The organism is Streptomyces sp. NPDC087844 (assembly GCF_044742785.1).
GTDB lineage: Bacteria > Actinomycetota > Actinomycetes > Streptomycetales > Streptomycetaceae > Streptomyces.
The window spans coordinates 122,950-146,771 of sequence record NZ_JBIUVD010000024.1; the positions used below are offsets into that span (position 1 = coordinate 122,950).

Here is a 23,822-nt window from a genome sequence, read left to right on the forward strand (position 1 = left end):
CCGGTCCCTAGGGCTGTGTTCCCGCTTCGATGGCCTCCTCGACCTCCGTCACCCGGGCCTGCTCCTCCGCCGCGAAGCGGTCCGCGTCCAGTTTCTCGGCGAGTTCCTCGTCCTGGGACATCAGGAGGTCGAGGTTGGAGTTGCCCATGTCGAAGACGCCCATGTCCACGTAGGCCTGCTGGAGGCGTTTGCCCCACAGGCCGATGTCCCGGACGCAGGGCACGATGCGGGAGAACAGCAGTTGGCGGAAGAGGGCCAGGAACTCGGAGCGCTCGGTGTACTCCTCGGCCTCCGCCCTGGGGACGCCGAAGTTCTCCAGGACCTCCGTACCGCGCAGGCGGTCGCGCATCAGATAGCAGCCCTCGATGACGAACTCCTCGCGTTCGCGCAGTTCGGCGTCGGAGAGCTGCTTGTAGTAGTCGCGCAGCGCCATCCGGCCGAAGGCGACGTGGCGGGCCTCGTCCTGCATGACGTACGCCAGTATCTGCTTGGGCAGCGGCTTCTCCGTGGTGTCCCTGATGAGGCCGAACGCGGCGAGGGCGAGCCCTTCGATGAGGACCTGCATACCGAGGTACGGCATGTCCCAGCGGGAGTCGCGCAGGGTGTCGCCGAGCAGCGACTGGAGGTTGTCGTCGATCGGGTAGACCATCCCGACCTTCTCGTGGAGGAAGCGGGCGTAGATCTCGGCGTGCCGTGCCTCGTCCATCGTCTGGGTCGCCGAGTAGAACTTGGCGTCCAGGTCGGGCACGGACTCGACGATGCGGGCCGCGCAGACCATGGCGCCCTGCTCGCCGTGCAGGAACTGGCTGAACTGCCATGAGGCGACGTGCTTGCGGAGTTCACCCCTGTCGCGGTCGTTCATCTTCTCCCAGTACGGCGTGCCGTGGATGGAGATCGACTCGTCGGGGGTGCCGATGGGGTCGTGCGGGTCGACTTCCAGGTCCCAGTCGATCCGCTTCTGCCCGTCCCACTGCTTGTCCTTGCCCTTCTGGTACAGGGCCAGCAGTCGGTCGCGCCCTTCGTCGTACTCCCAGCTGAACCGTGCCGCGCCGGTCGCGGGCACCTGCCAGAGGGGAGCTCCGGGGTCCTTGGCGTACAGGTCGTAGGTCGGCATGTCTCGCAGGCTCACACGTGGTAGTCGGCGGGTCAACAAGTTGCGCAGGGGGGATTGACGAGCTTGCTGACAGGCAGTCTCATAAGACGTGACCGGCGGTAACCCAGGTGACTTCCGGGACGACGAGGCACGACGAAGGCACGACGAGGCACGACGAGGCACGCCAAGGTGCGACGACGTACGGCGAGGTGGGCACAGCCATGACGACCGTGACGGGCAGGACGACCGTGACGACGGAGGACGGTGCGGTCGCGGGTCTGCGCGACGCGCTCGGCCTGCTCAAGGACCGGGAGCAGGTGGCCGAGCGGCTGCTCGAATCCTCCGCGAAGCACTCCTTCGACCCGGACGAGGAGCTGGACTGGGACGCGCCGTTCGAGGACGGCAAGTGGTTCTGGCCGCCGGAGCTGGTGTCGCTCTACGACACCCCGATCTGGAAGCGGATGAGCGAGGAACAGCGGATCCTGCTCTCCCGGCACGAGGCCGCGGCGCTGGCCTCGCTGGGGATCTGGTTCGAGATCATCCTCATGCAGCTGCTGGTGCGGCACATCTACGACAAGGCGGCGACGAGCGCGCACGTGCGCTACGCGCTGACCGAGATCGAGGACGAATGCCGTCACTCGAAGATGTTCGCCCGGTTGATAAGCCGGGGCGGGACACCGCACTACCCGGTGAGCCGGGCGCACCAGAACCTCGGCCGGCTCTTCAAGACGGTGTCCACGACCCCCGGTTCGTTCACGGCCACGCTGCTGGGCGAGGAGGTGCTCGACTGGATGCAGCGGCTGACGTTCCCGGACGAGCGGGTGCAGACGCTGGTGCGCGGGGTGACGCGGATCCACGTGGTGGAGGAGGCACGCCACGTCCGGTACGCCCGTGAGGAGCTGCGCCGCCAGATGATGACCGCGCCGCGCTGGTCGCAGGAGTTCACCCGCGTCACCTCCGGCGAGTTCGCCCGCGTCTTCTCGGTCGCCTTCGTCAACCCGGAGGTCTACACGAACATCGGCCTGGACAGGCGGGAGGCCGTCGCTCAGGTGAAGGCGAGCGGCCACCGCCGAGAGATCATGCAGACGGGTTCGAAACGCCTGACGGACTTCCTGGACGACATAGGCGTCCTACGAGGCGCGGGCCGCCGCCTGTGGAAATCCTCGGGCCTACTGGCCTGACCACCCACCCTCCAGCCGGAAGCACGGGCTGGCAGGCAGGGGCGCAGCTCTGCTCCTCAGGGGCGCAGCCCCGCTTCTCAGGGGCGCGGGGAACTGCGCGACAAGCCCCCACCGGACCCGCACCCACCCACGAACCCCCACTCACCTCCCACCCCACTCCGCACCCCCGGGAACGGGCTACGCTGCGAGACATGACCTCGCAGGCCCCCACCCGCGCATACCGACGCCTCAGCGTCGAGGAACGACGCAGTCAGCTCCTCGACGCCGCGCTGTCACTGTTCGCGGTACGGGCCCCGGAGGACATCTCCCTGGACGACGTGGCGGAAGCGGCGGGCGTCTCACGGCCGCTGGTCTACCGCTACTTCCCCGGCGGCAAGCAGCAGTTGTACGAGGCCGCCCTCCGCTCCGCCGCGGAGGAGCTGGAGCACTGCTTCGCCGAACCGCCGGACGGCCCCCTCAGCCGCCGCCTCTCCAACGCCCTGGACCGCTACCTCGCCTTCGTGGACCAGCACGACGCCGGCTTCAGCGCCCTGCTCCAGGGCGGCAGCGTGGTCGAGACGTCGAGGACGACGGCCATCGTGGACGGCGTACGACGGGCCGCCGCCGAGCACATCCTCAGCCACCTGGCCGTCGAGGAGCCGGGCAACCGGCTGCGGATGACCGTCCGAATGTGGATCACGGCCGTCGAGGCGGCCTCGCTGATCTGGCTGGACGAGGAGAAGGAACCCCCGCTGGACGAGCTGCGCGACTGGCTCGTCGAGCAGTTCGTGGCGTGCCTGGTGGCGACGGCCGCCCGCGACGAGCAGACCGCCGCGGTCGTACGGGCAGCGCTGACGCTGGAGTCCGCGGACGGACCGATGGGCTCGCTGGCCCGCCGGGTGCTGCCCGTGGTCAGCGACGCGGCGCACCTGCTGTGACACTGGCCCGGTGAAGAGCGAAGACACCCCCTTCGAGGGCGGCCCCCTGGACGGCCGTGTGCTGCCGGTCCTGCTCGGCCCGACCGGCCACCCTCCGAAGGTGTACCGCGTCCCGGTGCCGGCCGCCGACGGCGGCCCGCCCACCCTCCTGGTCTACCGCCGCGTACAGGCGGGCGCGAGCAGCCGGCTCGGCCTGCACCAGGGATGGAAGTACGAGTACGACCTCACGGGCCGCGCCGGCAGGCTCAGGTGGCCATGGTCGAAGCCGGACCCCGCGCCCGACCCCGCCCCCGATCCGGCGTCGGACGCCACGCCATACGCCAGGCCAGACGCCACGCCGGACGTCAAGCCGGAGGACACCCACGGGTGACCTGGTTGGGCCGGTCCGCCCACGGTCGGCGCGCGCGGCCCGCGCGGACGTCCGATGCTCACGGTGCGGAGGAGCGGAGATACCGCCCCGCACCGGAGGTGACGACGTGTCAGCAAGGCTGCTGCGACTGGTCTGCACGGCGGCGATCGCGGCCGGCGCGATCCTGGTACCGCTACCCGCACCGGCCTCGGCGGCGCCCGACCCCGACGAGAGCCACTCCCCCGTGGCCGAGCGCCCCTCGATCGAGCGCCCCGTGGCCGAGTTGCTGACGGAGCTTCAGCGGCTGTACCGGGAGGCCGAGAGGGCCACCGAGGCGTACAACGCGACCGAGGAGCGGCTGAAACGGCAGCGGGCCGAGGTCGCGAAGCTCAACGGCCGGCTCACCGCGGCCCGCCTCGAGCTCCACGGCAGCCGCGGCGCGGTGGGAAGGCTCGCCCGGCAGCAGTACCAGGGCACGAGCGAGATCTCCTCGTACGTACGGCTGCTGCTCGCCCGCGACCCTCAGCACGCGCTCGACCAGGGCCACGTCATCCGGCAGGTCTCGCAGGAGCGGGCGGGGACGATGGAGCGGCTGGCGGGGGACGAACAGCGGACCGCCGAGCTGGCGCACCGGGCCCGTAGAGCCCTCGACGGCCGGCTCGCCCTCGCCGAGGAGCAGAAGAAGGACCGCGACCTCGTACGCGAGCGGCTGAAGGAGGTCGAGGAGCTGCTGGCCTCGCTCACCGAGGAGCAGCTCGCGCGGGTGGCCGAGCTGGAGAGGTCCGGGGTGGCGGAGGCCCAGGACGAACTGGTGGCGTCGGGCGCGCTCAGCAGCACGCGCCGGCCCACTCGGGAGGGGAGCGAGGCACTGCGCTACGCCGTGGCCCAGATCGGCAAGCCGTACGAGTGGGGCGCCGAGGGCCCGGACTCGTACGACTGCTCGGGCCTCACCTCGCAGGCCTGGACCGACGCGGGCCGCCCCGTCCCGCGCACCAGCCAGGAACAGTGGGCCGAACTCCCCCGCGTCCCCCTGCCCGACCTGCGCCCCGGCGACCTGGTGGTCTACTTCCCCGAAGCCACCCACGTGGCGATGTACCTGGGCGACGGCCTGGTCGTACAGGCGCCGAGGCCGGGAGCGCGGATCAAGGTGTCCCCGATCGCGGCCAACCCGGTACTAGGCGCGGTACGCCCGGACCCGTCCGGGAAGCCGCTGCGGCGGTACACACCACCGAAGCTCCCCGACAACGCGACAGACGGCTCGGACGAGGGCTACGACATCCCGTAGGGCGCCCCGCGGCGGGCGCCCTCGAAGGGGCGCGGGGAACTGCGCGACCAGCCACGACGGCGCGGCACGTGGAAGCGGCCCTCAGCCACCCGTCACGGACGCGAGGTACGCCCCCGTCTTCTCCGGCTCGTAGAAGAAGTTCTCGAAGTCCGACGGGTCGTTGAAGCCGTTGGCGAAGCGGTCGGCGACCGGGGGCAGCCGGCCCGCCGCGCCGATCAGTTCGAGGACGTGCTCCGGCGGGGCGCCGAGCATCGCGTTCGTCCACTTCGTGACGTGCTGGGCCGTGTCCCAGTAGCGATCGAAGGTGGCGCGCATCCACGTCTCGTCGAACTCCTTCTCCCCGTGGCCGAGGATCGAGTCGAGGTACGAGGCGGCGCACTTGGAGGCCGAGTTGGAGCCCTGGCCGGTGATCGGGTCGTTCGCCACGACCACGTCCGCCACGCCGAGGACCAGGCCGCCGCCGGGCAGCCGGCCGACCGGGTTGCGGACGGTCGGCGCGTAGCGTCCGGCCAGCGTGCCGCCCGCGTCGGTGAGTTCGACCTTGGTGGCCCTGGCGTACTCCCACGGCGTGAACCGCTCCATGAGTTCCAGGGTCAGGGAGAGGTGTTCGGCCGGGTCCTTGACGCCTTGGAAGACGTCCATCGGGCCGCCGGGTATGCCCTCCAGGAAGAGGATGTCCGCCCGGCCGGAGGTGGTGAACGTGGGCATGACGAAGAGTTCACCGACGCCCGGTACGAGGTTGCAGCGGACCGCGTCGAACTCCGGGTGCTCGGGCCGCGGGCCCAGCCCGTGCACGTACGCGACGGCCAGCGCGCGCTGCGGCTCCGCGTACGGGGAGCGGGAGGCGTCGCGGCCGAACATGGACACCAGTTCGCCCTTGCCCGCCGAGACGAGGACCAGGTCGTACGTACGGGCGAAGTAGTCGAGGTCGGAGACCGCGGCGCCGTGGATGACGAGCTGGCCGCCGCGCTGGGCGAACGTCTCCATCCAGCCGGCCATCTTCACGCGCTGGTCCACCGACTGCGCGTACCCGTCGAGCTTGCCCACCCAGTCGATGGCGCGCTGCGAGGGACCCGGGTCGAAGGAGCCGGGGGCCGCCACCGAGACGCCGAGTCCTTCGATCTTCGGGGCCTGGGACTCCCAGAAGTTCAGCTGGAGATCGCGCTCGTGCTGCAGTGCCGTGTGGAACATGCACTGGGTGGACATGACGCGCCCGGTACGGATCTCGTCCGCCGTCCGGTTGGACATCAGGGTGACCTCGTACCCGTTCGACTGGAGGCCGAGGGCGAGCTGGAGTCCGGACTGGCCGGCTCCGACGACGAGTATCTTCCGCATGCTGGTCCTCACTCTGCACTCTGCGTACGCGTACGCCTTGTTCGGGGCTGACGTCCTAGTCGGGGCTGACGTCGAGCGCGTGGCCCACCAGTGCCAGCAGGCTCTCGACGACCGAGATCCTGCGGCGCGCGTCCATGATCATGACAGGTATGTGCCGGGGGATCGTGAGCGCCTCCCGCACGTCGTCGGGATCGAACCGCTCGCTGCCGTCGAAGTGGTTGACGGCGACGACGTACGGCAGCCCGCAGCTCTCGAAGTAGTCGAGCGCCGGCCAGCAGTCCTTGAGGCGGCGGGTGTCGGCGAGGACCACGGCGCCTATCGCCCCGCGCACCAGGTCGTCCCACATGAACCAGAACCGCTGCTGCCCGGGCGTACCGAACAGATACAGCACCAGGTCGTCGTCGAGCGTGATGCGGCCGAAGTCCATGGCCACGGTCGTGGTGGTCTTCTCCGGGGTCGAGCTGAGGTCGTCGGTGCCCTCGCTCGCCTGTGTCATCAACGCCTCCGTCTGGAGAGGCGTGATCTCGGAGACGGCGGTGACGAGGGTGGTCTTGCCCACCCCGAAACCACCCGCCACCACGATCTTCGTGGCGATCGGCGCGCGGGTCCGATCCTTCTGCCAGGCTTTCAACTCCTCGTCGGGCTCCACGACTTCGGGGAGGCCGGACGATCGGGAGACATCCGAGACGCGGGAGACGTCAGAGACGACGGAGTCCACTCAGCACCCTTTCCAGCAGAGCGCGGTCCGGCTGCCCCGGGCCGTGACCTGTTCCGTACACACGGATCTTGCCCTGGTCCGCCAGGTCGCTGAGGAGCACCCGGACCACACCGAGCGGCATCTTCAGAAGGGCCGCGACCTCGGCCACCGTACGCATCCGGCGGCAGAGTTCGACGATGGCCCTCATCTCCGGCATCACCCGGGTGGAGAGTGAACCATTCTCCAGTTCACGCCGCTCATCCGGGGCCTCCAACGCGGCCACGAACGTCTCGACGAGCAGCACGTGCCCGAAGCGCGTACGGCCACCGGTGAGCGAATACGGGCGTACGCGGGCGGGTTTGCTGTCACCGCCGCGGACCGGCAGTTTGGCCGTGCCGCGTGTACCGGTCGTACCGGGCGTACCGGCCGTGCCGCTCGCGTCGCTCACTTGGCCGTCTCCATCGTCGTGGCCGCGAGCGACTGGCGCAGCTCGCTGCGGAGTTCGGGAGTCAGGACGTGTCCCGCCCGGCCCACGAAGAGCGCCATGTGGTACGCGACGACGCTCATGTCGCAGTCCGGGGCGCCGTGCACGCCGAGCAGCGAGCCGTCGCTGATCGACATGACGAAGAGCCCGCCCTCGTCCATCGCGACCATCGTCTGCTTGACGGTGCCGCCGTCCATCAGCTTCGCGGCGCCGATGGCGAGGCTGCCGATGCCGGAGACGATGGTGGCCAGGTCCGCCGCGGACCCGCGGGGACCCGTGGGTCTCCCTTCGTCCTGCCGCGCCTGCGCGTTTCTCCCGGGGTCGGAGGAGAGGAGCAGCAGGCCGTCGGAGGAGACCACCGCGACCGACAGGAGGCCCGGCACCTCCTCGACGAGGTTCGTCAGCAGCCAGTGCAGGTTACGGGCTTCATGGCTCAGTCCGAAGGTAGTGGGCGCGGTCAACTGCTTGCCTCCTCGACGGTGTCCCCCTTGGTTTCTACGGCATGTGCGGCGGGCGTCTGCAGCTCCGACGTCTGTTCGGCGATCTCCGCTTCGACATCGCGGCGGCCCTCACTGGCACCCTGGTGGAATCCGCCGAGGCGGCGGCGCAGTGCCTCGGCGTCGACGGGCGTCCGGCGCGGGCCGGCGGCCGGTGCGGGCGCGGCGACCCTCGGGGTCCGCTTGGGCAGCCCCTTGTCGGTGATCCGCTCCGCCGACTCCGCCGACTCCTTGGTCCCCTGTGACTCCTGGGTTGCCTGTGACGTCTGTACGTCGTCCGGGACGCGCTCGTGGGCATCGGGACCGATGGCGTACGGGTCGCCGGCGCGCCGGGTTTCGGCGTGGTGGTCCGCGGTGGCCTGGGCCGGGAGCCGGATCGCCGGGGCCTGTGGCGGGGACGCGGCGCCGGGTTCGGCGGCTGCGGCGGGTTCGTCCGCCGGAGACACGGAGGGCACGGAGGGCACGGGAGACGCGGGAGGCACCGGGGCCATGAGGACCATGGTGGTCTCGGGGCCGGCGGGCTGATCCGGTTCCGGGGCGGCGGGCTCGACGGGGGCCGCGGGAGCCGCAGGCGGGGCGGCGGCGGCTGACTGGTCGGCGGCAGCCGACTCCGGGGCGGCAGCCCTGCCCGCCCCGTCGGTCTCGCGCAGGGTGTCCTCCGCCGCCGCGATCAGCGGGTCGCGGCCCTGACGGCCGTACAGGACGTTGGAGTTGACCTCGGCGTCCGCTCCCGGCAGGGACATCGCGGAGGCGTCCCCGGGCGTGCGGGCGGTGGTCGCCTGGGGCACGGCCACGGCTGGCGCGGCGGCGAGCAGCGCCTTGGGCAGGACCACGACGGCCGCGATGCCGCCCTGCTTCTGCTCGCGCAACTGCACGCGTACGCCGTGCCGGTGGGCGAGCCGGGCCACCACGTACAGGCCGAGCCCGAGGCCCTCGCCGCTCTCGTCGTCGTACGGGTCCTCGGGGTCGAAGGCCGCGAGGCGGGTGTTGAGCCGCTCCAGCCGCTCACCGGTCATGCCGATGCCCTCGTCCTGGACGGAGAGCATGACCTCACCGCTCTCCAGGAGCCAGCCGGAGACCTCGACGGGGATGTCGGGCGGCGAGAAGGAGGAGGCGTTCTCCAGGAGTTCGGCCACCAGGTGGCTGATGTCGTCCGCCGCGAACCCGGCGAGGTGCGCGTGCGGCGGCAGCGCGGAGATACGGACGCGTTCGTACCGTTCGACCTCGCTGACGGCCGCGCGGACGACATCGACCAGCGGGACGGGGCCGGGGTGCTGGTGGCCGTGCTCCGCGCCCGCGAGGACCAGCAGGTTCTCGCTGTGGCGGCGCATGACGGTGGCGAAGTGGTCGAGCTTGAAGAGGGTGGCGAGGCGCTCGGGGTCCTGCTCGCGCTCTTCGAGGCCCTCGATGACACCGAGCTGCCGCTCGACCAGGCCCAGGGTGCGCAGTGCCAGGCTGACGAAGGTGCCGTGGATGTTCTGCCGGACCTGCTCCAGACGGGCGGTGGCCTCGGCGAGTTCGGTACGGAATTTGTCGCGTTCGTCGGCCATCTTCTGGCGCTGGCCGATGAGGTGCTTGCGGTCGCCCTCCAGCGTGCCCAGGCGCTCCTGGAGCGCGAGGGCGTGCGTGTGGAGCGTGTTGACGGAGCGCACGACCTGCGCGAACTCGTCGTTGCGGCCGGTGAACTTGACCGGGTCGCCGGTGCCGGGCTCGGCGGCCAGACGTGCCGAACCGCGGCGCAGAACGGACAGCGGGCGCGTGAGCGACCGGGCCATGCCGGTGGAGACACCGACGGCGAGCAGCATCAGCGCGCCGAGGATCGCGACCCGGATCTCCAGCGCGGTGACGTCGTCGTCGCGCAGCTGGGCGAGTTCCTTGGCGCGCTGGGTGTTGAGGGACGCCTCTACGCCGCGCATCAGCTCGACGCGCGAGGAGAGCGCCGCGTCCAGCTTCTTGATGCTGGTGGCCAGTTCGGCGTCGGCGAGCGTGGGCTGGTCCGCCAGGCCCGCGAGGTACTTCTCGGCGGACGCGACATCCGGCCCGTTGACCGTGGAGTCGTACGAGGTCCGGTCCGCCTTCGGCGCGGTGCCGGCGAAGTCGGCCAGGGCCGCCTGCTCACGGACGTTGGCCTGCTGGGCCGCGGCGGTGAGCGCGTCGCGCTGCTTCGTCGCGGCGGCCGACGACGTGGTGGTCGTGGTGGGCAGGCCCGTGATGGGGTCGGTGGTGGTCTGCCTGCTGGTGGGCACGCTCAGCGCGGCGAGGAGCAGACCACGGGTCGAGGCGGCCTGCTGGACGGCGGTGTCGAGGTCGGCGAGGGCGTGCGCGCCGGAGCCCGCGCGGGGCGGAATCTTCTCGGCCAGGTCCTCGGCGAGCCCGTGGAGTTCGGTGAGGGCCGTCGAGTACGCCTGGTGTGCTTCGAGGGCGCTGCCCTCTCCGCTGAGCGCCGACCTGCGGACGGCGGCGATCGCGTCGAGCGTCTCCAGGAAGGACGCGGGGGCGTCCGCCTCGACGGCGGCGACGCGCAGTTCGTCGACCTGACGGTCCACACGGGCGCTGCGGCGCTCCGAGGGACCTGCGCCCTTGGGGCGGCCGGCCGCGAGATACGAGGTGACCTCGTCGCGTTCGTCGGCCAGTGAGTGGGCGAGGGCCAGGGCGTCCTGGGTCCGCTCGGCCGACGTCACCAGGTTCTGGGAGTCGTTCAGCTGTCCGGAGGCGGCGATCACGGACGGAGCGCCCGCTCCGGCGATCGCGGCGGCCACGACGGCGACGGCGACGATCAGCCGACTGCGTACGTGCGCGGGTCGACCTCGTCCCGCGGGTTGCGGAGTGTCCTGCGGTGCCGGTGAGTTCGGGGTGGGCCCGGAGGCTCCGCCCGAGGCCGGCTGCCTGCCATTGCGCCGAGGCCGCATTTTCTGCACCGGTGCTCGCATTCTTGACTCGTGTCCCCATGGGCCCGGGTGACGATCCGTCAACTCGCGTGTCGTCCCGGTTCGGCTCCCGACCCTCCCAGTGCCGGTGGGCAGTGGTCGCGCATCGCCTGACCCGCCACACGAAGGAGTGAACATCGCCGGGGAGCGGCCCGGCAAGTTCCCCTGGCGCGTGCGAGACCCCTGCGCGGCAGGCCGGTTGGACGTCCACGGCAACCGATGGCAGGATGCGCCGCCACGCTTCGCCGGAGTCGGTGAATCCGTCGCAAAACAGGCGCCTGACCTGCTTGTCCGGACCATTTGACCGACGGTTGCCAGCCTTTGGTGAAGCTCGTGAAGGGGTCGTGCAGACTGGCCGGATGCGCTCGGAACTGATCTCGGTACCCGGTGACCCCACCCGCCCCGACGAGGACTACGCATCGGTCGGGCTTCCCGCCTCAGGACAAGGCGGTTCGATCGTCGTCCTGGACGGTGTGACGCCTCCCGCGACCGATCAGGGATGTCTGCATTCCGTCCCCTGGTTCACCGCCCGGCTCGGTGGCGCGTTGAGTGAACTGTCCGTTTCACGGCGAGATCTGACGCTCACTGAGGTCTTGGGCCATGCCATCACCCGTACAGCCGACGCCCATCGGACCACCTGTGACCTTTCTCACCCGCGCACCCCCCAGGCGACGGTGGTGCTGGCGCGCTGGTCAGAGGCGTCGGTCGAGTACTTGGTGCTCTCCGACTCGGCGCTGCTCATCGAATCCCCGGCGGGAGCGGTCATCCCCGTCCTGGACGACCGCCTCTCGCGCGTCCCGCACGCCACGCTGAGGTCGGCCGCGGCGACGGACGCCATTCTGCGCAACAAGGAGGGCGGCTTCTTCACGGCCGCGGCGGACCCCTCGGTGGCGGCCCGCGCCGTCACGGGCACGCTCCCCCGCTCCGAGGTCCGCGCCCTCACGGCCCTCACGGACGGCGCGACCCGCTGGGTGGAGAAGTTCGGCGAGGGCGACTGGACGGACCTGTTCACCCTGATCCGCAAGGAGGGCGGCCAGTCTCTGATCGACCGCGTCCGCGCCCTGGAACTGGCGGACACGGCCGCCACATTCCTGGGCCGCTCCAAGACACACGACGACGCGACGGTGGTCCACGCCGAGCTGTGAACCTGTTGAAGGGGCGCGGGGAACGGCGCAACAAGCGGACGACGCACGGCCAGCCGACGTCCTCAGGGGCGCGGGGAACGGCGCAACAAACCCCCACCGTCCTGCACCCGACGAACAACCCCTGCGGCCGGTCAGCCCCGCTCAACCCCACGATTCAGCCGATGCAACAACCGGGCCAACTCAGCCACCTCCGCCCGCTCCCAACTGGCCAGCTCGCGAACGTACCGCGCCCGCCGAGCATCCCGCACGGTCCCGAACCGCTCCCGCCCCACCTCCGTGAGGTGAACGAGCCACGCCCGCCCGTCCGCGGGATCCGGCTCCCGGGCGACCAGCCCGAGCTCCTCCAGCGCCCGCAGCTGCCGCGACATCGTGGCCTTGCCGACCCCGATGTAGGCGGCAAGCTCGGTCGCCCGCTGCCGCCCGCGCTCCTCCAGCCGCACGAGCAACCCGTACGCGGAGGACTCCAGGTCGGGATGGACCTCGCGGACCATCTCCCCGGAGGACGCGCGCGCCCGCCTCAGCAGCACGGTCAGCTCACGCTCCAGAGCAAGAAACTCGTGATTCACGGTCCCGCGATCCAGAGACCCCTGATCCACGGACCCGCCAACCCCGGCCCCCTGGTCCACACCACTCCCCGGAGCGCCGGATTCCGCCCGGTGCCCCTCGTCCTTACCGCCCTCGTGCACGTCAGCACCCATGACCCGGTTTCCCGATCCTGAAAGTTTCCGCCAAAGACCGCCATTGCCGCAGCTCGGCCAGTATTTCGCAGGAATGGACCAAGGGCAGCCGCCGAACCCTACGCGCCTCGGCGCGATGGGCCGGGTCCATGCGAAGGCCGCCGAGGGGACGTACTGCACGAACCCAAGTTCAACGGCGCCCTCGACCGCGTGGTGGCACTCGCCAACGGCTGACCCCGCACCCCGCACCCCGTGCACACGTCGTACGCGGAAGGCCCGGACCCCTCACGAAGAGGGGCCCGGGCCCTACCGACCGATGGCGTCCGTCACTGCGCCACCGGAGCCTGGGTCACACGGCCACACGGCTCACACGGCTCACGCCGCTCACGCCGCCGCCGCGACCTCCGTCGCCGCGCGGTTGGTGGCCGGCGCCAGCGCCAGCTCAAGGACCTGGCGGACGTCCGTCACCGCGTGGACGTCGAGCTTCTCCAGCACCTCGGCCGGGACGTCGTCCAGGTCGGCCTCGTTGCGCCGCGGGATGATCACCGTGGTGACGCCCGCCCGGTGCGCGGCCAGCAGCTTCTGCTTGACGCCACCGATCGGCAGCACCCGGCCGGTGAGCGAGACCTCACCGGTCATGGCCACGTCCGTGCGGACCAGCCGGCCCGACAGGAGTGAGGCCAGTGCCGTCGTCATCGTGACTCCGGCGCTCGGACCGTCCTTCGGTACCGCGCCCGCCGGGAAGTGGATGTGCACGCCCCGGTCCTTCAGGTCGGCGACCGGCAGTTCCAGTTCGGCGCCGTGGGAGCGGAGGAAGGAGAGCGCGATCTGCGCCGACTCCTTCATCACGTCACCCAGCTGACCGGTCAGGGTCAGACCCGCCGCGCCCGTCTCCGGGTCGGCGAGGGACGCCTCGACGAAGAGGACGTCACCACCCGCGCCGGTGACCGCGAGGCCCGTCGCCACACCGGGCACCGCGGTGCGGCGCTCGGCCGGGTCCTGGGCGGACTCGGGAACGTGGTGCGGCCTGCCGATCAGCGCGCGCAGATCGTCCGCGCCGACCGTGAACGGCAGCTTCCGCTCGCCGAGTTCGTGCTGCGCCGCGACCTTGCGGAGCAGCCGTGCGACGGACCGCTCCAGGTTGCGTACGCCCGCCTCGCGGGTGTACTCGCCTGCCAGCCTGCGCAGCGCGCTCTCGTCCAGCGTGACCTCGTCGGTCTCAAGACCGGCCCGCTCCAGCTGGCGCGGGAGCAGGTGGTCGCGGGCGATGACGACCTTCTCGTCCTCGGTGTACCCGTCGAGCCGCACCAGTTCCATACGGTCGAGCAGTGCCTCCGGGATGGCCTCCAGCACGTTGGCCGTGGCCAGGAAGACGACATCGCTCAGGTCCAGCTCGACCTCCAGGTAGTGGTCCCGGAAGGTGTGGTTCTGGGCCGGGTCGAGGACTTCGAGGAGGGCCGCCGCCGGGTCGCCCCGGAAGTCGGAGCCCACCTTGTCGATCTCGTCGAGCAGGACCACCGGGTTCATGGACCCGGCCTCCTTGATCGCCCGTACGATCCGGCCGGGCAGCGCGCCGACGTACGTACGCCGGTGACCGCGGATCTCCGCCTCGTCCCGTACGCCGCCGAGGGCGACCCGGACGAACTTGCGGCCCATGGCGTGCGCGACGGATTCGCCGAGCGAGGTCTTGCCGACGCCGGGAGGGCCGACGAGCGCGAGCACGGCACCGCCGCGCCGGCCGCCCACGACACCGAGACCCCGGTCGTTGCGCCGCTTGCGGACCGCCAGGTACTCGGTGATCCGCTCCTTCACGTCGTCAAGACCGGCGTGCTCGGCGTCCAGGATCGCCCTGGCCCCCCGGATGTCGTACCCGGCGGCACGGTCGTCGGTGCGCTCGTTCCACGGAAGTTCGAGCACGGTGTCGAGCCAGGTGCGGATCCAGGAGCCCTCGGGCGACTGGTCGCTGGAGCGCTCCAGCTTCTCGACCTCCTTGAGCGCGGCCTCGCGGACCTTCTCGGGGAGGTCGGCGGCCTCGACGCGGGCCCGGTAGTCGTCGGACTCCTCGCCCTCGGCCTCACCGTTCAGCCCGCGCAGCTCCTTGCGCACGGCCTCCAGCTGCCGCCGCAGCAGGAACTCCCGCTGCTGCTTGTCCACGCCTTCCTGTACGTCCTTGGCGATGGACTCGGCGACATCCTGCTCGGCGAGGTGCTCGCGCAGCTGCTCGGTGGCGAGCTTCAGCCGGGCCACCGGGTCGGTGGTCTCAAGCAGCTCGACCTTCTGGGCGGTCGTCAGGAACGGCGAGTAACCGGAGTTGTCGGCGAGCGCGGACACGTCGTCGATCTGCTGGACGCGGTCCACGACCTGCCAGGCGGCGCGCTTCTTCAGCCAGTTGGTGGCCAGCGCCTTGTACTCCGTGACCAGCTCGGTCACGGAGCCGGGCAGCGGGTCGGGCACGGTCTCCTCGACCTGTGTGCCCTCCACCCACAGAGCGGCGCCGGGACCGGTCGTACCGGCGCCGACACGTACCCGTCCGCGACCGCGGATCAGGGCGCCGGGGTCACCGTCGGCGAGGCGTCCGACCTGCTCGACCGTGCCGATCACCCCCGTGTTCGCGTACGTACCGTCGATCCGCGGAACAAGAAGCACCCTCGGCTTGCTGGCACCGGTGGAACGGGCGGCTGCCTGTGCGGCCTCCACCGCGGCGCGCACATCGGCGTCGTTCAGGTCGAGGGGCACCACCATGCCGGGCAGCACGACCTCGTCGTCGAGCGGCAGCACGGGCAGAGTGAGCGGTTCGGACGTCAAAGTCATGATCTCCCCTTCGGCATTCAAGTTGAGCTATGTCGACTCAATGCACGTGAGCCTCTGATTGTTCCCTTTCCGCTGTTCGCTGTGAGCGATCACCTGAGGAGCGGGCATATTCCGGAGCGCCGGCCGAACGTCCGGACAGGTCCCCGCGTCACAGATGCGTCGCCGGCACCTCGTCGCACCTCGCCGTACTCCGCCGTACTTCGCCGTACGTCTCGTACTTCGTCGGTTTCAGCGCGACCATGCGCGCCGAGGGTGGGCGGGACGGAAGAAGCCCCGGACGGTACAGCGGAGGGCGCGCGAAACACGCCCCCGAGCCCCCACAAGGGCCGCGAGGAACTACGCGACCAGCCCACCCGCGCATCCGGCACCGGCCGGCGCCTCCACCAGGCCCGGCCTCATAAGGGGCGCGGGGAACTGCACGACCAGCCCACACCGGGCCGGTACCCGAATCCGACCCCGACCCCGACACCGACACCCTGACGAACGGGCACACCTGCTGGCCCTGACCGTCGGGATCGCCATCTGGCCGTGGGTGCGCCGGGCGCACCGGGTGCACCGGACCGCGGAGCCGGCTTCCGGCGGGTCTCACACCGGCCGCACAGGCCGTCCATGTCCAGGTCCCAGCGTGCTCCCCGCGCCGGGCGGTTTCGGAACCGGTTCCGGAGCCGGTTACGGAGCCGGTTCCGGAGCCGCCCGGCGCGGCGGAAATCGGCTGCCCGCCCGTAGCGGCCTTGCCAGGATGGGCCCATGACCGCGTACGCCACTCCGCACGGCAGCCCCGAAGTCATCGACCGCCGCGAGGGACCGTACGGCGAGGTCGTGCTGCGCCGTCACGGCGAACTGCTGCAGATCATCGCCAACGGCTGCTTCCTCATGGACACCTCCGACGGCCGCTCGGAGAGACTGCTGGTCGACGCCGCGCTCGGCGCGCTCGACGGGCGCGACGCGCCGGAGATCCTGATCGGCGGCCTCGGCGTCGGCTTCTCCCTCGTCCACGCGGCGGCCGATCCCCGCTGGGGCCGCATCGCGGTCGCCGAGCGGGAGCGCGCCATCATCGACTGGCACCGGTCCGGGCCGCTGGCGGAGCTGTCGGCCCCCGCGCTCGCGGATCCGCGCACCGAGATCATCGAGGTCGATCTGGTCGCTCACGTCACTGAGACATCCGACACGTACGACGTACTGTGCCTCGACATCGACAACGGACCCGAGTGGACCGTCACGGAGGGCAACCAGAATCTGTACTCCCGGGCCGGACTCGCCGCGTGCGCACGGGTGTTGCGGGAGGGCGGGGTACTCGCTGTTTGGTCGGCCAAACCTTCGCCTGATTTCGCAAGAACCTTGCGGAATGCCGGGTTCCAACAGGTGCGTACCGAAGAGATCCCGGTTGCCCGGGGCGTTCCGGACGTGGTGCATCTCGCGGTAAGACCTGGATAGCCGAGCGACGGTCACTGCCCGTACCCTGCTGCTCTGACGCCGATCATTCAAGCGTCAAGCGCAGTCATGGAATCACCCCACTGGTTCCGGAAAGCACACTCAGGGGCGGGCGATGGAGCAGACACACACCTCGCACAACGGCACGGCGGCCACGCCGGGCGCTCAGCGCCGGGTGCTGGTGGTCGAGGACGATCCGACAATCGTCGACGCCATCGCCGCCCGGCTTCGCGCCGAGGGGTTCCTCGTGCAAACAGCGGGTGACGGACCGGCCGCCGTCGACACGGCCGAGGCATGGCAGCCCGACCTGCTGATTCTCGACATCATGCTGCCGGGTTTCGACGGCCTTGAGGTCTGCCGCCGCGTCCAGGCGGCCCGTCCGGTACCGGTGATGATGCTCACCGCCCGCGACGACGAGACGGACATGCTGGTCGGCCTCGGCGTGGGCGCCGACGACTACATGACGAAGCCCTTCTCGATGCGCGAGCTGGCCGCGCGCGTGCACGTACTGTTGCGGCGCGTGGAGCGGGCCACGCTGGCCGCGTCCACACCGCGCTCCGGCATCCTGCGCCTCGGCGAGCTGGAGATCGACCACGCCCAGCGCCGGGTCCGGGTGCGCGCCGACGACGTGCACCTCACGCCCACCGAGTTCGACCTGCTGGTCTGCCTGGCGAACACGCCCCGCGCGGTCCTCTCGCGCGAGCAGCTGCTGGCCGAGGTCTGGGACTGGGCGGACGCCTCCGGCACCCGGACCGTGGACAGCCACATCAAGGCGCTGCGCCGGAAGATCGGCGCGGAGCGGATCCGTACGGTGCACGGCGTGGGCTACGCGCTGGAGACCCCGACACCCTAGAGTCGGGCACCCTGACCGAGGGGGCGTATGTGATGAGGGGTCTCGGCGTACTGCGCAAGCGGGCCAAGGCGGGCGCGGGACCGGTCTCCGGCACGGGTTCCGGCCCGGCCGCCGGGGCGGGTCCGGGCGCGCCTTCCGGCGCGGGTACGGGGCCGGAACCTGGTCGGGGTCCCACTGTCGGCACAGGCGCGGGCGGCTTCGCGGCGCCGGGCCCGACGCCGGGTTCAGCTCCGACTTCGACTCCGACTTCAACTCCGGGCGCGGCTCCGGGCGCCGGTAGGACGTCCGGTACAACATCCGGCACCACGTCCGGCACCACGTCCGGAACGAGCGCGAGTGCCGGCCCAGGTGCAGGCTCGGGCTCGGGATCCTGGGGTGACATGCGCCCCTTCTCGATCAAGACGAAGCTCGGCACACTGGTCGTCGTCGCGGTCTTCATCACCACCGGTCTGCTGATGATCGCGGTGCGCACCGAGACGGAACTGCGTTTCATCACGGTCTTCTCGATGATCGCGACCCTGCTGATCACCCAGTTCGTGGCGCACTCGATCACCGCTCCGCTGGACGAGATGAACACCGTCGCGCGGGGCATCTCGCACGGCGACTACACCCGCCGGGTCAGGGGCGCCGACCGCCGCGACGAGCTGGGCGACCTGGCCCAGACGATCAACCGCATGGCCGACGACCTGGAGGCCCAGGAGCGGCAGCGCAAGGAGCTCGTGGCGAACGTCTCGCACGAGCTGCGCACCCCCATCGCGGGCCTGCGCGCCGTCCTGGAGAACGTGGTGGACGGTGTCTCCGCCGCCGACCCCGAGACGATGCGCACCGCCCTGAAGCAGACGGAGCGCCTCGGCCGGCTGGTGGAGACGCTGCTCGACCTTTCCCGTCTGGACAACGGCGTCGTACCGCTGCGCAAGCGCCGCTTCGAGGTGTGGCCGTACCTGTCAGGTGTGCTGAAGGAGGCCAACATGGTGGCTTCCGCGCGCGCGGGCATAGCTTCCGGCTCCGGCAGTCACACGCGTACGGACGTCCATCTGCACCTCGACGTGTCGCCGCCCGAGCTGACCGCGCACGCGGACCCGGAGCGGATCCACCAGGTCGTCGCCAACCTCATCGACAACGCGGTCAAGCACAGCCCGCCGCACGGCCGCGTCACGGTGAAGGCCCGGCGCGGCGACGGCCCCGAGTCCCTGGACCTCGAAGTCCTGGACGAGGGCCCCGGCATCCCGCGCTCGGAGTGGCACCGGGTCTTCGAGCGGTTCAACCGCGGCGGGGTCGTCGCGCCGCACGGCCCGGGCAGCGACGGCGGTACGGGTCTGGGGCTGGCGATCGCCCGCTGGGCGGTCGATCTGCACGGTGGCCGGATCGGCGTGGCCGAATCCCAGCGCGGTTGCCGGATCCAGGTCACTCTTCCGGGAGCGCCCTCGCCGGACAGGTTGACGTAGGGTTCGAAGCGAGAGCCCAAGATCCACGTGATGGGGCAGCAGGACACGTGTCATCGTGCGTTCCTGGCACGGAGGTTCGGCCTTCCGAGGTCGCAGCCCCGAGTCGGCGCGTCCGTTTCGCATCGGAACCTCGCTTGTTTCCCGCCATTTCGAACGCCGAAACACGCTTTTCGATGTGACTTACGCGACGATGACCAGGCCCGGACTGACCTAGCCGGTCCGGGGGGCGTAGCCTTTATTCCCGCTGTCCATCACCTTGTGAAGCGGAAGAGGGCGGTTGCCGCCGTGTCGCCACAGTCCCCCAGTAACTCATCGAGCGTCTCGACCGAGGACCAAGCCGGGAAGAACCCTGCTGCGGCCTTCGGCCCGAACGAGTGGCTCGTCGACGAGATCTATCAGCAGTACCTCCAGGACCCGAATTCCGTAGACCGAGCCTGGTGGGACTTCTTCGCCGACTACAAGCCCGGCGGCGTGGCCGCCTCGGCTCCGGCGGGTACCGCGGCCGCGGGGGCCGCGGGAACCACCACCGCGTCCAAGGCGGCTCCTGCCGCGCCCCAGGCCCAGGCCGCACCGTCCCAGGCTCCTGCTCAAGCAGCTCCGGCCAAGGCTCCGGCCCCGGCCGCTCAGGCCCAGGCCGCACCGGCTGCCGCGCAGCCCGCCGCCGCACCGGCGAAGGCGGCTGCTCCGGCCGCCGCACCGGCGAAGCCCGCCGCGGCCAAGCCGGCCGCCGCGAAGGCCGCGCCCGCCCCGGAGGCCACCGCGTCCTCGGGCGGGCCGGAGTACGTGACGCTGCGCGGCCCGAGCGCCGCGGTCGTGAAGAACATGAACGCCTCCGTCGAGGTCCCCACGGCCACGTCCGTGCGCGCGGTCCCGGTGAAGCTGCTCTTCGACAACCGCATCGTCATCAACAACCACCTGAAGCGTGCCCGGGGCGGGAAGATCTCCTTCACCCACCTCATCGGCTACGCGATGGTGCAGGCCATCAAGGCCATGCCGTCGATGAACTACTCCTACACGGAGAAGGACGGCAAGCCGACCCTGGTCAAGCCGGAGCACGTGAACTTCGGCCTCGCCATCGACCTGGTGAAGCCCAACGGCGACCGCCAGCTGGTCGTCGCGGGCATCAAGAAGGCCGAGACGCTGAACTTCTTCGAGTTCTGGCAGGCCTACGAGGACATCGTCCGCCGCGCCCGTGACGGCAAGCTGACGATGGACGACTTCACCGGTGTCACGGTCTCCCTGACCAACCCCGGCGGCCTCGGCACCGTCCACTCGGTCCCGCGTCTGATGCCCGGACAGTCGGTCATCATGGGCGTCGGCTCGATGGACTACCCGGCGGAGTTCCAGGGCACCTCCCAGGACACCCTGAACAAGCTCGGCATCGCGAAGGTCATGACGCTCACGTCGACCTACGACCACCGGGTCATCCAGGGCGCCGCGTCCGGCGAGTTCCTGCGCGTCGTCGCGAACTACCTGCTCGGCGAGCAGGGCTTCTACGACGAGATCTTCGAAGCCCTGCGCATTCCCTACGAGCCGGTCCGCTGGCTCAAGGACATCGACGCCTCGCACGACGACGACGTCACCAAGGCCGCCCGGGTCTTCGAGCTGATCCACTCCTACCGGGTCCGCGGCCACGTCATGGCCGACACCGACCCGCTGGAGTACCGCCAGCGCAAGCACCCCGACCTGGACATCACCGAGCACGGGCTCACCCTGTGGGACCTGGAGCGCGAGTTCGCGGTCGGCGGTTTCGCGGGCAAGTCCCTGATGAAGCTGCGCGACATCCTCGGCGTGCTGCGCGACTCGTACTGCCGCACCACGGGCGTCGAGTTCATGCACATCCAGGACCCGAAGCAGCGCCGGTGGATCCAGGACCGTATCGAGCGCCCGCACTCCAAGCCGGAGCGCGAGGAGCAGCTGCGGATCCTGCGCCGGCTGAACGCGGCGGAAGCCTTCGAGACCTTCCTGCAGACGAAGTACGTCGGCCAGAAGCGCTTCTCCCTGGAGGGCGGCGAGTCCGTCATCCCGCTGCTCGACGCGGTGCTCGACTCCGCCGCCGAGTCGCGTCTGGACGAGGTCGTCGTCGGTATGGCCCACCGAGGCCGCCTGAACGTCCTGGCCAACATCGTCGGCAAGTCGTACGCGCAGATCTTCCGGGAGTTCGAGGGCAACCTCGACCCGAAGTCGATGCACGGCTCCGGCGACGTCAAGTACCACCTGGGCGCCGAGGGCGTCTTCACGGGCCTGGACGGCGAGCAGATCAAGGTCTCGCTGGCCGCGAACCCCTCGCACCTGGAGGCGGTCGACCCGATCCTGGAGGGCGTCGCCCGCGCCAAGCAGGACATCATCAACAAGGGCGGCACGGACTTCACCGTCCTGCCGGTCGCCCTGCACGGCGACGCGGCGTTCGCGGGCCAGGGCGTGGTGGCCGAGACCCTGAACATGTCGCAGCTGCGCGGCTACCGCACCGGCGGCACGGTCCACGTGGTCATCAACAACCAGGTCGGTTTCACCGCGGCTCCCGAGTCCTCGCGTTCGTCCATGTACGCCACCGACGTGGCCCGCATGATCGAGGCCCCGATCTTCCACGTGAACGGCGACGACCCCGAGGCCGTCGTCCGCGTGGCCCGGCTGGCCTTCGAGTTCCGGCAGGCGTTCAACAAGGACGTCGTCATCGACCTCATCTGCTACCGCCGCCGCGGTCACAACGAGTCGGACAACCCGGCGTTCACCCAGCCGCTGATGTACGACCTGATCGACAAGAAGCGCTCGGTGCGCAAGCTCTACACCGAGTCGCTGATCGGCCGGGGCGACATCACGCTGGAAGAGGCCGAGCAGGCGCTGCAGGACTACCAGGGCCAGCTGGAGAAGGTCTTCACGGAGGTCCGTGAGGCCGCTTCGGCGCCGGGCGAGGCGCACGCCCCCGACGTGAAGCCCGAGTTCCCGGTGGCGGTCACCACGGCCGTCTCCCAGGAGGTCGTCAAGCGGATCGCCGAGTCCCAGGTCAACATCCCCGAGCGCGTCACCGTCCACCCGCGTCTGCTGCCCCAGCTGCAGCGCCGCGCGGCGATGGTCGAGGACGGCACGATCGACTGGGGCATGGGCGAGACGCTCGCGATCGGCTCCCTGCTCCTGGAGGGCACCCCGGTGCGCCTCTCGGGCCAGGACTCCCGCCGCGGCACCTTCGGCCAGCGCCACGCGGTCCTGATCGACCGGGAGACGGCGGAGGACTTCACGCCTCTCCAGTACCTCTCCGAGGACCAGGCCCGCTACAACTGCTACGACTCACTTCTCTCCGAGTACGCGGCGATGGGCTTCGAGTACGGCTACTCGCTGGCGCGTCCCGAGTCCCTCGTGATGTGGGAGGCGCAGTTCGGCGACTTCGTCAACGGCGCCCAGACGGTGGTGGACGAGTTCATCTCGTCGGCGGAGCAGAAGTGGGGCCAGACGTCCGGCGTCACGCTGCTTCTCCCGCACGGCTACGAGGGCCAGGGTCCGGACCACTCGTCCGCGCGCCCGGAGCGCTTCCTCCAGATGTGCGCGCAGAACAACATGACGGTCGCGATGCCGACGCTCCCGTCGAACTACTTCCACCTCCTGCGGTGGCAGGTGCACAACCCGCACCACAAGCCGCTGGTGGTCTTCACCCCGAAGTCGATGCTCCGCCTCAAGGCGGCCGCGTCGAAGGCGGAGGAGTTCACGACGGGCGGCTTCCGCCCGGTCATCGGCGACTCGTCGGTGGACCCGACGGCGGTCAAGAAGGTCGTCTTCACTGCTGGCAAGGTCTACTACGACCTCGACGGCGAGCGTAAGAAGCGCGGTATCACGGACACGGCCGTCATCCGCATCGAGCGTCTGTACCCCCTCCCGGGTGCCGAGCTCCAGGCGGAGATCGCCAAGTACCCGAACGCCGAGAAGTACCTGTGGGCCCAGGAGGAGCCGGCGAACCAGGGTGCGTGGCCGTTCATCGCCCTGAACCTCATCGACCACCTGGACCTGGCGGTCGGCGCGGACGTCCCCCACGGGGAGCGCCTGCGCCGCATCTCCCGCCCGGCGGGTTCGTCCCCGGCGGTCGGCTCCGCCAAGCGCCACCAGGCGGAGCAGGAGCAGCTGGTCCGCGAGGTGTTCGACGCCTGAAGGTAGGCACACGGTACGCATGGAGGGCCCGGTCCGCGACAGTCGCGGACCGGGCCCTGCGTCGTCCGGCCTCTGCTTCGAGCCCGCCAGGCGTTCACCTTCCGGCCCGTCTGCACAGCTATGAACAGGGCTTCAGGACAGGGGAGTTACCCCTTCTGCGCCAGATGCACACCGTAGTCACGGGATCGTCCCGCCGACGGGCATCGACCGGTTTCGTAGGCTGTGCGCAGGAGAACCACCGGGTACGCACGCAGGAGAGCAACCACCATGTACTTCACCGATCGCGGTATCGAGGAACTTGAGAAGCGGCGCGGCCAGGAGGAGGTCACTTTCGAGTGGCTCGCCGAGCAACTGCGCACGTTCGTCGACCTCAACCCGGACTTCGAGGTCCCGGTGGAACGCCTCGCAACCTGGCTGGCCCGCCTGGACGACGACGAGGACGAGGACGACGAGTAGCCACCCAGCCCCCGTTATGTTTTCTGCGGTTCCGCAACGGGGCCGCTGGCCTCCGGGTCCGGCATGACTGTGTCCCCCTGTCGAAGGCATGACCTGGGGGGT

At 70.5% G+C, this 23,822-nt stretch carries 18 protein-coding genes; 10 read left to right on the forward strand and 8 right to left on the reverse strand.

What is annotated here, in order from left to right; translation table 11 throughout:
* Positions 1-7 precede the first annotated feature (7 nt).
* Positions 8-1,114, reverse strand: a complete 1,107-nt coding sequence (locus ACIOKD_RS34800) for a ferritin-like domain-containing protein (RefSeq protein WP_402091894.1) — start codon at positions 1,112-1,114, stop codon at positions 8-10.
* 200 nt (positions 1,115-1,314) lie between these two features.
* On the opposite strand from ACIOKD_RS34800, the gene ACIOKD_RS34805 reads away from it, so the two are divergent.
* From ACIOKD_RS34805 to ACIOKD_RS34820, 4 genes are all read left to right on the forward strand, one after another.
* The gene (locus ACIOKD_RS34805; RefSeq protein WP_402091895.1) at positions 1,315-2,274 is read left to right on the forward strand and encodes a diiron oxygenase; all 960 of its coding nucleotides are present in this window, start codon (positions 1,315-1,317) and stop codon (positions 2,272-2,274) included.
* Positions 2,275-2,465: 191 nt separating this feature from the next.
* Positions 2,466-3,191, forward strand: coding sequence for a TetR/AcrR family transcriptional regulator (locus ACIOKD_RS34810; protein ID WP_402091896.1), 726 nt, complete (start codon positions 2,466-2,468; stop codon positions 3,189-3,191).
* A 10-nt stretch (positions 3,192-3,201) separates the two neighbouring features.
* Positions 3,202-3,561 (forward strand): hypothetical protein, encoded by a 360-nt coding sequence (locus ACIOKD_RS34815; RefSeq protein WP_402091897.1) that lies wholly within the window; start codon positions 3,202-3,204, stop codon positions 3,559-3,561.
* 106 nt (positions 3,562-3,667) lie between these two features.
* The gene (locus ACIOKD_RS34820; RefSeq protein WP_402091898.1) at positions 3,668-4,825 is read left to right on the forward strand and encodes an NlpC/P60 family protein; all 1,158 of its coding nucleotides are present in this window, start codon (positions 3,668-3,670) and stop codon (positions 4,823-4,825) included.
* Between the two features lie 81 nt (positions 4,826-4,906).
* Here the strand turns inward: ACIOKD_RS34820 and ACIOKD_RS34825 are convergent, their stop codons facing one another.
* The 5 genes from ACIOKD_RS34825 to ACIOKD_RS34845 are packed head-to-tail and all read right to left on the reverse strand — an operon-like array spanning position 4,907 to position 10,768.
* Positions 4,907-6,160 carry a styrene monooxygenase/indole monooxygenase family protein gene (locus tag ACIOKD_RS34825; protein ID WP_402091899.1) on the reverse strand — a complete coding sequence of 418 codons (1,254 nt, stop codon included), beginning with the start codon at positions 6,158-6,160 and terminating at the stop codon, positions 4,907-4,909.
* A 55-nt stretch (positions 6,161-6,215) separates the two neighbouring features.
* Positions 6,216-6,878, reverse strand: coding sequence for a GTP-binding protein (locus tag ACIOKD_RS34830; RefSeq protein WP_402091900.1), 663 nt, complete (start codon positions 6,876-6,878; stop codon positions 6,216-6,218).
* Complete coding sequence (locus ACIOKD_RS34835; protein WP_402091902.1) at positions 6,859-7,305, reverse strand: DUF742 domain-containing protein; 447 nt, start codon at positions 7,303-7,305, stop codon at positions 6,859-6,861. The genes ACIOKD_RS34830 and ACIOKD_RS34835 overlap by 20 nt, the downstream gene beginning before the upstream one ends.
* On the reverse strand, positions 7,302-7,802 hold the full coding sequence (locus ACIOKD_RS34840) for a roadblock/LC7 domain-containing protein (RefSeq protein ID WP_402091904.1): 501 nt from the start codon (positions 7,800-7,802) through the stop codon (positions 7,302-7,304). The genes ACIOKD_RS34835 and ACIOKD_RS34840 overlap by 4 nt, the downstream gene beginning before the upstream one ends.
* Positions 7,799-10,768 carry a nitrate- and nitrite sensing domain-containing protein gene (locus ACIOKD_RS34845; RefSeq protein WP_402091905.1) on the reverse strand — a complete coding sequence of 990 codons (2,970 nt, stop codon included), beginning with the start codon at positions 10,766-10,768 and terminating at the stop codon, positions 7,799-7,801. The genes ACIOKD_RS34840 and ACIOKD_RS34845 overlap by 4 nt, the downstream gene beginning before the upstream one ends.
* A gap of 356 nt (positions 10,769-11,124) precedes the next feature.
* Here ACIOKD_RS34845 and ACIOKD_RS34850 point away from each other — a divergent pair, with 356 nt between their 5' ends.
* Complete coding sequence (locus ACIOKD_RS34850) at positions 11,125-11,910, forward strand: hypothetical protein (protein ID WP_402091907.1); 786 nt, start codon at positions 11,125-11,127, stop codon at positions 11,908-11,910.
* 131 nt (positions 11,911-12,041) lie between these two features.
* On the opposite strand, the gene ACIOKD_RS34855 is transcribed toward ACIOKD_RS34850, so the two are convergent.
* Together ACIOKD_RS34855 and lon are read right to left on the reverse strand one after the other, a co-directional pair.
* A complete protein-coding gene (locus tag ACIOKD_RS34855) occupies positions 12,042-12,596 on the reverse strand; it encodes a MarR family winged helix-turn-helix transcriptional regulator (RefSeq protein WP_402091932.1) in 555 nt (184 codons plus the stop codon).
* A gap of 375 nt (positions 12,597-12,971) precedes the next feature.
* Positions 12,972-15,398 carry an endopeptidase La gene (gene lon, locus ACIOKD_RS34860; protein ID WP_402091908.1) on the reverse strand — a complete coding sequence of 809 codons (2,427 nt, stop codon included), beginning with the start codon at positions 15,396-15,398 and terminating at the stop codon, positions 12,972-12,974.
* Between the two features lie 747 nt (positions 15,399-16,145).
* Here lon and ACIOKD_RS34865 point away from each other — a divergent pair.
* The 5 genes from ACIOKD_RS34865 to ACIOKD_RS34885 all read left to right on the forward strand — a co-directional run bounded on the left by ACIOKD_RS34865 (position 16,146) and on the right by ACIOKD_RS34885 (position 23,720).
* Positions 16,146-16,832: a spermidine synthase gene (locus ACIOKD_RS34865; RefSeq protein ID WP_402091910.1), complete on the forward strand. Its 687-nt coding sequence runs from the start codon at positions 16,146-16,148 to the stop codon at positions 16,830-16,832.
* 112 nt (positions 16,833-16,944) lie between these two features.
* The gene (locus ACIOKD_RS34870; RefSeq protein ID WP_402091911.1) at positions 16,945-17,682 is read left to right on the forward strand and encodes a response regulator transcription factor; all 738 of its coding nucleotides are present in this window, start codon (positions 16,945-16,947) and stop codon (positions 17,680-17,682) included.
* A gap of 380 nt (positions 17,683-18,062) precedes the next feature.
* On the forward strand, positions 18,063-19,127 hold the full coding sequence (locus ACIOKD_RS34875; RefSeq protein WP_402091912.1) for an ATP-binding protein: 1,065 nt from the start codon (positions 18,063-18,065) through the stop codon (positions 19,125-19,127).
* 285 nt (positions 19,128-19,412) lie between these two features.
* Positions 19,413-23,264 (forward strand): multifunctional oxoglutarate decarboxylase/oxoglutarate dehydrogenase thiamine pyrophosphate-binding subunit/dihydrolipoyllysine-residue succinyltransferase subunit, encoded by a 3,852-nt coding sequence (locus tag ACIOKD_RS34880; protein ID WP_402091914.1) that lies wholly within the window; start codon positions 19,413-19,415, stop codon positions 23,262-23,264.
* A 267-nt stretch (positions 23,265-23,531) separates the two neighbouring features.
* A complete protein-coding gene (locus ACIOKD_RS34885; RefSeq protein ID WP_402091915.1) occupies positions 23,532-23,720 on the forward strand; it encodes a DUF6104 family protein in 189 nt (62 codons plus the stop codon).
* The last annotated feature ends 102 nt before the right edge of the window (positions 23,721-23,822 follow it).